This is a genomic window from Sulfitobacter sp. GN1-4 (genome assembly GCF_055693825.1).
Window position 1 is genome coordinate 3,372,832 of record NZ_JBVFUQ010000003.1, and the last position, 11,931, is coordinate 3,384,762.

The following is an 11,931-nucleotide window of genomic DNA, read 5'->3' on the forward strand; positions in this document are numbered from 1 at the left end:
GAGTATTCACTGCCAGATCCTCCCCTTAGTATCTGGAATTTGGCAGATCGACTGCGTTTATACAATAATTTTGACTCATTTTTCTTGTTTTGTGAAAAACTACTGATAGCTTTCCTTTGAAATTATTTAGCGGAATGGGGATTCGTGGCTGACAGCAGGGGTTCAAAAGTGGCCAGGGCCACCTCGACAGAGGCCTTGACGGCCTTCGGAGCCGAAGTGCGGCAGTTGCGCAAAGCGCGTGAGTTGACGCTGGCCGAACTTGCCGCAGCCAGCGGCATATCGGTCAGCCACCTCAGCGCCATTGAACGCGGTACTGTCAGCGCCTCGCTGCGCAAGATCACCAGCATTGCCAACTCACTTGCCGTGCCGGAGGAGTGGTTTTTCAACCGACGTCCCGGATCCGGCCCGATGGAACGGTCCTATGTTGTGCGCAAACAGAACCGCCGCAACCTCAGCCTTCTTTATCAGGAACCGATGGAGCAATCGGGGTATTCCGACCAACTGCTCTCCAGTTCGATTGGCGGCGGTTTTTATATGGGCGTCTCAGACTACAGCCCTCATTCAACTGAAATCGTGACACCCCTTTTCACCCGCGATGGTGAGATGCACGGGCTGGTACTGGATGGCGAGTTTGAGCTGACATTGGACGACGAAGTGATCACCCTTCAGGCGGGCGACAGCTTTAGCTTTCCGGGCCACATCGTGCACAACGCCCGCAACGTCAGTGATCAGCCCGCGCGGCTTCTTTGGGTCAACTCACCCGTGATCATTCCTGAATTTCTCGAGCGGACTGCTTCGGCCCAAAAGCCCAAGACCACTACAAAAAAGAGCGGTTAACAGCCGCCATTTCCGATCTGCGGGATCACGCCCGCCTCATACTGCACGGATCACGTCCGTCACACAATTAGGGAGTAAGCTCATGAGTTCAATCTTCAAAAAGGACGTCTCTCGGCGGTCTGTTCTGGCAGGTGCCAGTGCCTTTGGTGCGGCCAGTTTGGCATTTCCGAACATGGCGATCAGTCAGGATGGCACCGTCCTGACCGTCCGGTCCTACAGCGACATTCAAATCCTAGACCCGGCCTTCTGGCTGTCGCTGCCAGAGGCGGACATCATCAAATCAATCTTCGCCCCGCTGGTGGACAACACGCCGGGCGATCAGTGGGGTTGGCGGCCTGTGGCCGTTTCGTCCATCGAACAGTTGGATGACCTGACCGTCGCTTTCACCCTGCGTGACAATATCGGGTTTACCGATGGTTACGGTCAGATGACGGCGGAGGACGTGAAGTTTTCCATCGAACGGATTGTCGATCCGGCCAATGAAAGTCCCTATGCGGGCGATTGGAGTGCGCTGAAAGAGGTCGAGGTCAAGGACAAGCTGTCGGGCCTTATCCACCTCAAGAACAAGTTCGTGCCGCTTTGGACCACCACCCTGCCCACTGCGGCATCTTGCGTGGTTTCGCAAAAGGCGGTGGAAGAACTGGGCGGCAAGATCGGTACCGAAGCCGTGGCGCAGTCCGGACCCTACCTGCTTGACGAATGGGTGCCCAAGCAAAAGACCGTGCTCAAGCGCAACCCCGAATGGGCCTATGAAGCCGGCGGGTTTGAGGAAATCCACATCCTGCCTATCGAAGACCCGGCAACAGCCGAGTTGGGTTTTGAAGCTGGCGATCTGGACTACACCTGGACGGCAGTGTCCTCCCTGCCGCGACTGAAGGAAAACCCGCCTGCAGGCTCCGTGGTGGAAGAAAAGCCGTCGCTCGCCTACGTCTGGCTGGGCATCAATCAGGACAACGAGGCGCTGAAAGACATCCGCATCCGCCGTGCGATCCAGCACGCGATTGACCGCGAAACGGTTGTCGATGCCGCTTACTTCGGGGCCGCGTCCGTCGCCAATGGCATCATCGCGCCGGGCCTGCCCGGTAATCGTGATGGGGTCACCTACGACTACGACCCCGACAAAGCGCGCGCGCTGCTTGAAGAGGCCGGGGCGACCAACCTCTTTGTCACGCTCGACATTCTGAACCAGTCCGAGCGTCTTACAGCGGCTCAGGTCATCCAGGCCAATCTGGCGGACGTCGGCATCACTTGCGAGATCAAGCAGAATGACTCCGGCACCTTCTGGACGCTGGGCTCCAAAGATGGCGATTACTTCATGAACCTGCAGCTGGTGCTTAGCCGCTTCTCCATGAACCCGGATCCCAGCTGGGCAACGGTCTGGTTCACACCCGAACAGGTAGGTGTATGGAACTGGGAGCGGTTTAATGATGCCGAATACAAGGCTCTGCATGAAGAGGGTCTGGTCGAAAGCGACAACGCCAAGCGCGATGAGATCTACAAGAAGATGCAAGGTCTCATGGACGAAAGTGGCTCCTATGTCTTCCTCACGCATGAAGTCGTGGGTCTGATTCACAAGGACACTATTGATCCCGGCCTCAAACCCAATGGGGAACCGCTACTGCCGCTCTTCAAACCGACCTAAGACCAAAGAGGGCGGCCCCGATGCCGGGCCGCCTGATTACTGAACCGGAGGGGCGGTTGTGCTAACTTACTTCATCAAAAGGTTGGGCCTTGCGGCGGTGATCGTCTCCGTAGCGATGTTCATCCTGTTTTGCATGATCTACCTGATCCCCGGTGATCCGGCGGCGGTGGCTCTCGGCCCCCGCGCCACGCCGGAAATGCGCGAAGCCCTGCGCGAGGCGATGGGGCTCAACCAGTCCATTGTCACGCAATTCTGGAACTTCTTCACCAACGCATGGACCGGTAATCTGGGCAATGAGGTGCTGTCAGGCCGTCCAGTGCTGACGGTGGTGCTGGAGCAGCTGCCCTACACGCTGGCGCTGATCGCAGGCGGCATCACCTGGTCGGTGGCGCTGGGCATCCCGCTGGGTTGCTGGGCGGCGGTTAGCCGTGGCAGCTGGGCCGACCGTATTGTCGGAATTCTATCGGTCGCTGTGATTGCCGTGCCCTCCTTTGTCATCGCTATCTACGCACTGTTGATCTTTGCCGTGCAGCTGCGCTGGCTACCGGCCATCGGCGCAGGCGAGCCGGGGCAGCTGGGTGATCAATTGGTCCACCTCATTTTGCCCTCGTTGGCGGTAGGGCTGGGCTGGGTTGGCTACATCGCCCGTATGGTCCGCGCGTCCATGTTGGAGGTGCTGGAGGCCAGTCACATCCGCACCGCCCGCGCCTTTGGCCTACCGGACCGGATGATCACTTATCGCTATGCACTGTCCATCGCGATCCTGCCCACCGTGACATTGCTGGGTGTGGGCATCGGGCAGATGCTGTCTTCAGCCGTCTTTGCCGAGATCGTCTTTGCGCGCCCCGGTGTTGGCAAGCTGGTATATGACGCGATCCTCACCCGCAACTTCCCCGTTGTGTCAGGCACCGTGCTGGTCACAACCGTTCTTTTTGTCCTGCTGAACCTTCTGGCGGACCTCATTATCGGAGCCTTGGACCCCCGTGTCAGAAGCAATTTCTAAAGCCCCACCCAGCCGCATGACCGAGCTGTGGCGACCGATCCGCAAGATCCTGCGCGAACCTTTGGGCGCTCTGGGTCTGTTCCTGGTGGTCTTGGTCGTCTTCGGGGCAATCTTTGCCGATTTCCTGACCAGCTATGATCCCACGCGCATCAGCCCGCGTGACCGCTTTCAGGCACCAAGTGCTGAGCATCTGATGGGTACGGATCAACTTGGCCGTGACTTGTTTGCGCGGGTGCTGTACGGCGGGCGGATCGCGCTGTTTGTAGCACTAGTGTCCACTGCCGCCTCGCTCGCCATTGGCATCGTGTTGGGGCTGATCGCGGGCTACGGGCCGCGCTGGCTGGATAACCTGATGATCCTGCTCTTTGACGCGATGAAGAGCTTTCCCACGGTCATGCTGGCCCTTGCACTGGTGACGATCATGGGCCCCTCACTGACCGCTGTGATGGTGGTAGTGATCCTTGTAACCGTGCCGGGCTATGCGCGGATCATCCGAACGCAGACGATTGCGCTCAAGAACTCCGAGTACGTGACGGCGGCGCAAAGCATGGGCGCATCGCCAGCCCGGATCCTGCGGGTACATATCCTGCCCAATGTGATCGGCCCGCTGGTGATCCTTGCTTCGATGGACATTCCCGTCGTGATCGGGATCGAAGCGGGGATGAGCTTTTTGGGGCTTGGCGTGCGCCCGCCCACACCCTCCTGGGGGTCTATGCTGAACGATGGTTTTACGTCCATACGCGATACCGCCTGGATCGCCATCGCAGGGGGCGTGCCGATCATCCTGACGACGCTGGGCTTTACCTTTCTGGGCGAGACGTTGCGCGATGTCTTTGACCCGCGGTTGAAAGGACGCTGAGCCATGAAAACGCTGGCCATCGACGCCCTGAACGTCACTTTTTCCACCGAAGACGGACCGCTGCACGCTTTGAAAAACGTCAGCTTCGACGTGCCGGAAAACCGGATTGTCGGTATCGTCGGCGAAAGCGGCTGCGGCAAGTCCACCCTGATCAACGCCATCCTTGGCCTGCTAGCCGACAATGGGAAGATCGACAGCGGCAGCATCCTGTTTCAAGACACTGACGACCTAACCCGCCTTACCCCATCGCGCATGCGCGATTTGCGCGGTCCTCGGATTGCAACGGTTTTTCAAGACCCGATGGGGGCTTTGAACCCGGTGATTTCAGTCGGGCAGCAGATGATCAATATCCAATACCGATCAGACGTGTCGAAGGCGGACAAAGCCAAACGCGCGGCCGAAATGCTGGAGCTTGTGCGCATCCCCGACGCGCAGGCCGCGCTGGCGCGCTATCCGCACCAGTTTTCCGGCGGCATGAAACAGCGCATCGCCATCGCCATGGCGCTCATGATGGAGCCTGCGTTGCTCATTGCGGATGAGCCGACAACCGCGCTTGATGCTACGCTGGAGGTGACAACCATTGAGCTCCTGAAAGACCTGCAACAGCAGATTGGTTGTTCGGTCATGTTCATTTCGCACCACCTGGGCGTGATCGCGGAGCTTTGTGACGATGTTGTGGTGATGTACGCAGGCGAAGTTGTCGAACGCGGCAGCACGCAGCAAATCTTCAACGATCCGCGCCATCCCTATACGGCCCGCCTGCTGGAATGTGACCCGGCGCGGCAGTCTGAGCGCACACGCAATCTGCCCACCATTCCCGGCGAAATCCCCGACCTGCGGGCACGGCCAGCGGGGTGCATTTTTGCTAACCGCTGCCACCGGGTGCACGACGCCTGCGGCAGCCCGCCGCCGGACAAACAGGTTCAGGGTGGCCATGTGGCGCGCTGCTTTGTTGCCGCCACTCCAGCTGAGACGGAGGCTCCCGCATGAGCGACGATCCCATCCTTAGCGTCCAAGACGTGCAGGTCAGCTTTCCCGTTGGCGGCTTTGGGCGGCGCAGTTCGATCCTGGGCGTGGCCGGTGTCAGTTTCGATGTGCGCCGAGGCGAAACCTTTGCGATTGTGGGCGAAAGCGGGTCGGGCAAGACCACGCTGGCGCGGGCCGTGAACGGTTTGCAGGGGACTAGCCAGGGGACGATCATGTTTGAAGGGCAGCGTATCGACGGGCTGGACCGCCGCGCGATGAAGCCCATCCGGCAGCGCATGTCGATGATGTTTCAGGACCCTGTCGGCTCGCTTTCCCCTCGTATGACAGTGGGCGATCTGGTCACTGAACCGTTCCGCATCCACGGGGCCGAAGGCCGCAATCTGCGTGACGAGGCCGCACGGCTGTTGTCGTTGGTAGGCCTGCCCACCGACTTTGCCAGCCGCTTCCCGCATCAGCTGTCAGGCGGACAGGCGCGGCGTGTGGGCGTGGCGCGTGCCATCGCGCTCGATCCGGCGCTGATCATCGCAGATGAACCGACCGCGGGGCTGGATGTGTCGGTGCAGGGAGAGGTGCTGAACCTGCTCAATGATCTGCGTGAACGGCTGGGGCTTGCGATGATGATCATCACCCACAACCTGCATGTCGTGCATCACGTGGCAGATTGGACGGCGGTGATGTACCTGGGCCGCTTTGTGGAGGCAGGAAAGACCGAAGAGGTCTTTGGCGCGCCGCGTCATCCCTACACAGCGGCGCTGTTGTCTGCGAACCCTGAACCAGACCCCAACAAGACCCACGACCGGATATCACTACCCGCCGAAGTACCTTCGCTACTGGCCAGACCAAAAGGGTGCGAATTTCATACCCGCTGCCCTTGGGCGCAGGCCAAATGCAGTGAGGAGGCCCCGCTGCGCTATCACGAAGGATCTCGGGCCGTGGCCTGCCACTTTCCACTAGCCCCCGGCGCGCGTCCGCCTCCCCAGACTGAACCAGCAACGTAAGGACCGCCCGCGATGTCCGTTTTTCCAAGCTTTGGACCCGATACCGAAACCCATACGCTAACCGCCAACGGCGTGGCCATGCGCGTGGTAGTGGAAGGGACCGGCCCAAGTGTCGTATTTGTGCCCGGCGGCGATCAGACGGCGGATGCTTACTCCCAACAGTTCGCACGGCTGTCAGACAAATACCGCTGTATTTCTTACGACCCGCGCGGCGCGGGGCTAACCACCGCGCCACCGCCCCCTGGACAATGGAGGATTATGCCGCCGATTGCGCGGCTGTCATCGACGCCTTTGCTGAGGGGCAGGCAGTGGTCTGCGGCCTGTCGCTGGGCGGGCTTGTAACCCAGCAGACCGCCATCGATTTTCCGGACAAAGTGCGGCTGGCTATCCCTATGGGTACCTCTGCCTACATTGACGGGTTCACCCGCGACTGGATGCAGGCGGAAATTGACCTGCGCAAGGATGGCATAGTTCTGCCAGACTACTTTCTGGCACCGCACTATGCGGTTTATGCCTTTCCGGCCAAGGCGCTGCACGTCCCTGAGCTGTGGGAACAAATCAAAGCCTCCTACACGGAACGCTTCCGCGACCGCGATCCCCAGGACACCATTGATCAGTGGGAGGCTTGTCTTGAATTCGACTGCCGCGAGGGCCTCAAGACCTGCCCAGTGCCGATGCATGTGATCGCGTTTTCTGAAGACGTGCAGACCGCCCCTTCGATGTGCAAGGTGGTTTCCGATCTGGCACCACATGGGGTCTTCCATGAGATACCGGGTTTGGGCCATGTATCGATGACGCGCCATAAGCCGGGGATTGTAGCTGACAAGCTGCGCGAAATCCTCGCCGCCGCGTTGCCCTAAATCAAAGCGGAACGAACCCTGATGCGCATCGCAATCGCCGGCTTTCAACACGAAACCAACACGTTTGTTGCGGGAGAGACCACGATTGCGGATTTTGAACAGGCAGACAGCTGGCCCGCGTTGGTAAGTGGCAGCCAGGTGATTGAGGTCACGCAAGGCATGAACCTGCCCATTGCAGGCTTCATCAAGGCGGCAGGTGCCATCCCCGGCACAGTGGTCGAACCGATCCTGTGGTGCTCGGCGGAACCGGGGGCTTCGGTCAGTGATCACGCCTTTGAGACAATCGCTGGTCGCATTCTGCGCGAGGTAGAGGCGATGGGAGCCGTCGATGCCGTCTATCTTGACCTGCATGGAGCGATGGTCACCCAAAGTCTTGATGACGGTGAAGGTGCATTGTTGACGCGGCTTCGTAGACTGATTGGGCCGGACGTCCCGCTGGTGGCAAGTCTCGATCTGCACGCCAACGTGACCCAAGCGATGATGGATGCGGCGGATGTCTTCACGGTGTATCGCACATATCCCCATCTCGACATGGCAGACACTGGGGCGCGAGCGCACGCGATGCTGCAACACATTATGCAAGAGGGGCCGCCCGCAAAGGCATGGCGGCAGGCGGACTTTTTGGTCCCCTTGCATGCCCAGCACACCGGTGCTGAACCCGCGCAGTCGCTTTATCACAACCTATCAGAATTCGACGGTCCGCCCGGACAGCTGGCAGAAATGGCGCTCGGGTTTACGGCGGCGGACATTGCCGATAACGGCCCTTCGGTGCTGGCCTATGCATCAACGCAAAGTGAAGCGGACTGTATCGCGGACGGCTTGCTTGCCCGGTTGAAACAGGCTGAAGAAGTTTTTGATACCGACCTGCTTTCCCCCATAGATTCTGTCGCCAAGGCCATGGAGGCAAGCAAGACGGGGACCGTCGTCATTGCAGATGTGCAGGATAATCCCGGGGCCGGGGCGTCCTCTGACACAACCGGCATGTTGAGGGAGTTGATCGCCCAATCCGCGCCCGACGCATTTGTGGGATTAATCCATGACCCTGAGCTGGCGCGCCAAGCTCATGCCGCGGGAGTCGGCGGCTGCTTTGCCGGCAGGATTGGCGGGCGCAGCCCAGGCGATAGCCCATTGCACGCTACCGTCCGGGTGGTGCATCTTAGCGATGGGCTTTGCACCTATACCGGCGAAATGTACGGCGGTGGGATCGCGACACTTGGCCCGTCCGCGGCGCTTAGGCTGGAAGGGACCAGCATCTGCATCGTGGTAACAAGCATTCGCAATCAGTGCTTGGATTTGGCACTCTTCCGCCACTTCGGGCTTGCCCCTGAAAAAGCGCGGATCGTTTGCGTCAAGAGCACAGCGCACTTCAGGGCGGACTTCGATAAGATCGCGACCCAGACGCTGCTGACGGCAGCGCCGGGGCAATTTCCCTGCCGGTTGGCTGAGATCCCCTTTACCAAGCTCAGACGCTCGGTCAGGCTCACGTCAGCGACCCGTGCACCCGATCCTCAGTCATCCTGACATACAAGGTTCCGATATGTCCAAAGACCCGCTTTTGCAGCCTTTCCAACTCAAACATCTGACGTTGAAAAATCGGATCATGACAACCAGCCATGAACCGGCCTATCCGGAGGACGGGATGCCCAAGGACCGCTACCGGGCCTACCACGAGGAACGCGCAAAGGCGGGTGTGTCGCTGGCGATGACCGCTGGCTCTGCTGCAGTTTCCAAGGACAGCCCTCCAGTCTTCAACAACGTGCTGGCCTACAAGGATGAGGTTGTCCCCTGGATACGCAACCTGACGGATGCGTGCCACGCACATGGCTGCGCTGTAATGATCCAGCTCACGCATCTGGGCCGCCGCACGGCCTGGAACAAGGGCGATTGGTTGCCCTCGGTGTCTTCCTCAAAGCACCGCGAACCCGCGCACCGGGCCTTTCCCAAGTTGATCGAGGACTGGGACATCGACCGGATCATCAACGATTTCGCGGATGCCACTGAGCGGATGAAAGACGGCGGCATGGACGGGATCGAATTGCAGGTCTACGGCCATCTGCTGGATCAGTTCTGGTCGCCTTTGACCAATGATCTCAGCGGGCCTTATGGCGCGGATACCCTTGAAAACCGCCTGCGTTTCCCACTCGATGTTCTCGCCGCGATCCGCAAGCGCGTTGGCGACGATTTCATTGTGGGATTCCGCTATACGGCGGATGAAGCGCAGAAGGGGGGATCACTGCAGAAGAAGGGATTGAGATTTCAAAACGGCTGGCTGACACCGGTCAGGTCGATTTCCTCAACATCATCCGGGGCCGCATCCACACCGACCCCGCCATGACGGATGTTATCCCGGTACAGGGAATGCCAAGCGCGCCGCATCTGGATTTCGCAGGGAGGGTCCGGCGAGCGACCGGCATGCCAACGTTCCACGCCGCGCGGATCCCCGATGTGGCCACCGCCCGTCATGCGGTGCAATCAGGGCAGCTCGATATGGTGGGCATGACACGCGCCCATATGGCCGACCCGCACATCGTGCGAAAGATCGAAGAGGGCCGCGAGGATGATATCCGACCCTGCGTGGGGGCGACCTACTGTCTCGATCGCATCTATCAGGCGGGCGATGCGCTTTGCATCCACAATGCGGCAACGGGGCGTGAACTCAGCATGCCGCATGTGATCACGCCCGCTGCGGAGCGCCGCAAAGTGGTCATCGTCGGGGCTGGTCCTGCGGGTCTGGAAGCTGCGCGCGTCGCCTCAGAACGCGGCCACGAGGTGGTCGTCTACGAAGTCCAGCCCGACCCCGGCGGCCAGATCAGATTGACCGCACAAAACCCGCGCCGCCGTGAAATGATGGGCATTATCGACTGGCGCATGGCGCAATGCGCGGCCCGCGATGTGACCTTTCACTTCAATGCATGGGCCGAGGCCGAGGATGTGCGTAATGAACACCCCGACGTGGTCATAATCGCAACTGGCGGCCTGCCCAATCTAGAGCTGTTTGAAAGTGGCAAAGAGGCGAAGCATGTCATCTCCGCATGGGATATCATTTCGGGCGATGTAAAGCCTGAGGGCGATGTTCTGATCTATGACGAAAGCGGTGATCATCCTGCAATGCAGGCGGCCGAGGTCGCGACCTCAGCAGGATTGCGCGTCGAAGTTATGACGCCCGATCGCACCTTTGCTCCAGAGATTATGGCAATGAACCTCGTACCCTACATGCGCAGTCTTCAGGAGAAAGATGCGATATTTACGGTCGCGCGTCGACTGTTGGGCGTGTCGCAGTCTGGCAACCGTCTGCGCGCGCGCGTCGGAACTGACTACAGTGATCACATCACGGAGAAAGAGTACGATCAGATCGTCGTGAACTACGGCACAATGCCGCTTGATGACCTTTACTTTGAACTCAAACCGTTCAGCGCAAATGCCGGTGCTGTTGATTATGACGCGCTTCTTGCAGGAACGCGGCAGTCTTTTGGACAAACGAAAAGCAACGATTTCTTGCTATTCCGTATTGGTGACGCCGTTTCAGCGCGCAATACCCATGCCGCCATCTATGACGCTCTGCGTTTGGTCAAAGATCTTTAGCGCCGTCGCTGGCCTTCGGCGTATGTTTCCACGCGCTTAAAACGGGGCACACACCTCGATCGCCAGCGGCCCGGCAGCTTTTTGAACTTTCGGCTTTACTGAGAAATGTAGTGAAGGGCCTCTTTTGCCTCTGTCGGGGAGACATTGCTGGTCGAAATCCTGTTAGCGAAAGCGCTGGTAGTTTCGCCCGCATGTTAATGTCCGTTTTGGACAACAGTGCCGCAGCATTGTAGGGACAAATCCAACAGTAGGTTTGGGCCGCCCGCGAAGGCGGCCCAAATACACTAGATCTCAATGGCTTCGGCAATGGCCAGAGCATCTTCGAGTTCGACACCAAGATACCTAACCGTGCGGTCCATTTTCGTATGGCCCAGTAAGAGCTGAACGGCCCGCAAGTTGCCTGTCTTGTTGTAGATCTGGGTTACTTTGGTTCGCCGTTTCGAATGCGTCCCATACGCACTTACCTCAAGGCCGATCGAGGTTACCCAGTCTCCGACAATCCGCGCGTATTGTCGGGTCGAGATGTGCAGGCGTTCACGGAAGCGTCCGGGCCAAAGGTACTCCGATCCGCCATGCCCTCCACAACGACAACCCGACGCTGTCGCTGAATCATACCATGAGAACTGGCAATATTGTTGCGATGCCGAACTTTCGGATGACGTCAAAGGGCGAATGGTTCGGTCTTTTTGAACTCGGGCGATTTCAGTTCTCAGCTTGAGCAATAACTACAACTTTTAGGATGTACATCTGTGATCGAGGTTTCGCGTAGACGTTCCACGAGGCTTGCCTCGATGTCATCGAGGACGCCCGCAACGCGGGCGTGCAGGCCTGTTTCCACGCTGCAGGTTGAAGGTTCATCATCGCCGCCCGCACCGGAGACAAGCCTTTCATCGAGTGCTAAATAGACGTCTGCCAAAGTGATACTGGCGGCTGACTTGGCCAATCGCCAACCGCCTGCGTGGCCCTTCTCAGAGGACAAAAGCCCAGCTTCGCGCAGTTTTCCGAGAACACGACGAACCACCACAGGGTTTGTCCCGGCGTGATCAGCGATATCGGCAGATGTCCGCACTCGGTCGGGCTCACCCGCCATGTGGCTCAGTGTGTGAAGGGCAAGTGACAGGCGGCTGTTTCGCTTCATACGCGCTTCTTCTCCTAGCTCATTC

General features: G+C 59.2%; 9 protein-coding genes and 2 pseudogenes. 9 read left to right on the forward strand and 2 right to left on the reverse strand.

What is annotated here, in order from left to right; genetic code table 11:
- The first annotated feature begins 168 nt into the window (after window positions 1-168).
- The 9 genes and pseudogenes from ACZ1HM_RS17175 to ACZ1HM_RS17215 all read left to right on the forward strand — a co-directional run bounded on the left by ACZ1HM_RS17175 (window position 169) and on the right by ACZ1HM_RS17215 (window position 10,768).
- Complete coding sequence (locus ACZ1HM_RS17175; protein WP_472743865.1) at window positions 169-837, forward strand: helix-turn-helix domain-containing protein; 669 nt, start codon at window positions 169-171, stop codon at window positions 835-837.
- 82 nt (window positions 838-919) lie between these two features.
- Window positions 920-2,479, forward strand: a complete 1,560-nt coding sequence (locus ACZ1HM_RS17180; RefSeq protein ID WP_472743866.1) for an ABC transporter substrate-binding protein — start codon at window positions 920-922, stop codon at window positions 2,477-2,479.
- Between the two features lie 58 nt (window positions 2,480-2,537).
- Complete coding sequence (locus ACZ1HM_RS17185; protein WP_472743867.1) at window positions 2,538-3,482, forward strand: ABC transporter permease; 945 nt, start codon at window positions 2,538-2,540, stop codon at window positions 3,480-3,482.
- Window positions 3,483-3,498: 16 nt separating this feature from the next.
- On the forward strand, window positions 3,499-4,341 hold the full coding sequence (locus ACZ1HM_RS17190) for an ABC transporter permease (protein WP_472743868.1): 843 nt from the start codon (window positions 3,499-3,501) through the stop codon (window positions 4,339-4,341).
- 3 nt (window positions 4,342-4,344) lie between these two features.
- Complete coding sequence (locus ACZ1HM_RS17195; RefSeq protein WP_472743869.1) at window positions 4,345-5,331, forward strand: ABC transporter ATP-binding protein; 987 nt, start codon at window positions 4,345-4,347, stop codon at window positions 5,329-5,331.
- Window positions 5,328-6,326, forward strand: a complete 999-nt coding sequence (locus ACZ1HM_RS17200; RefSeq protein WP_472743870.1) for an ABC transporter ATP-binding protein — start codon at window positions 5,328-5,330, stop codon at window positions 6,324-6,326. The genes ACZ1HM_RS17195 and ACZ1HM_RS17200 overlap by 4 nt, the downstream gene beginning before the upstream one ends.
- A gap of 188 nt (window positions 6,327-6,514) precedes the next feature.
- Window positions 6,515-7,186 (forward strand): alpha/beta fold hydrolase, encoded by a 672-nt coding sequence (locus ACZ1HM_RS17205; RefSeq protein WP_472744651.1) that lies wholly within the window; start codon window positions 6,515-6,517, stop codon window positions 7,184-7,186.
- Window positions 7,187-7,207: 21 nt separating this feature from the next.
- A complete protein-coding gene (locus tag ACZ1HM_RS17210) occupies window positions 7,208-8,707 on the forward strand; it encodes a M81 family metallopeptidase (protein ID WP_472743871.1) in 1,500 nt (499 codons plus the stop codon).
- Window positions 8,708-8,723: 16 nt separating this feature from the next.
- A pseudogene (locus ACZ1HM_RS17215) lies at window positions 8,724-10,768 on the forward strand (oxidoreductase).
- A 284-nt stretch (window positions 10,769-11,052) separates the two neighbouring features.
- Here the strand turns inward: ACZ1HM_RS17215 and ACZ1HM_RS17220 are convergent.
- Together ACZ1HM_RS17220 and ACZ1HM_RS17225 are read right to left on the reverse strand one after the other, a co-directional pair.
- Window positions 11,053-11,337: pseudogene (locus ACZ1HM_RS17220) on the reverse strand (tyrosine-type recombinase/integrase); the annotation flags it as partial.
- Window positions 11,338-11,477: 140 nt separating this feature from the next.
- Window positions 11,478-11,906, reverse strand: coding sequence for an RrF2 family transcriptional regulator (locus ACZ1HM_RS17225; protein ID WP_472743872.1), 429 nt, complete (start codon window positions 11,904-11,906; stop codon window positions 11,478-11,480).
- Window positions 11,907-11,931: the final 25 nt, after the last annotated feature.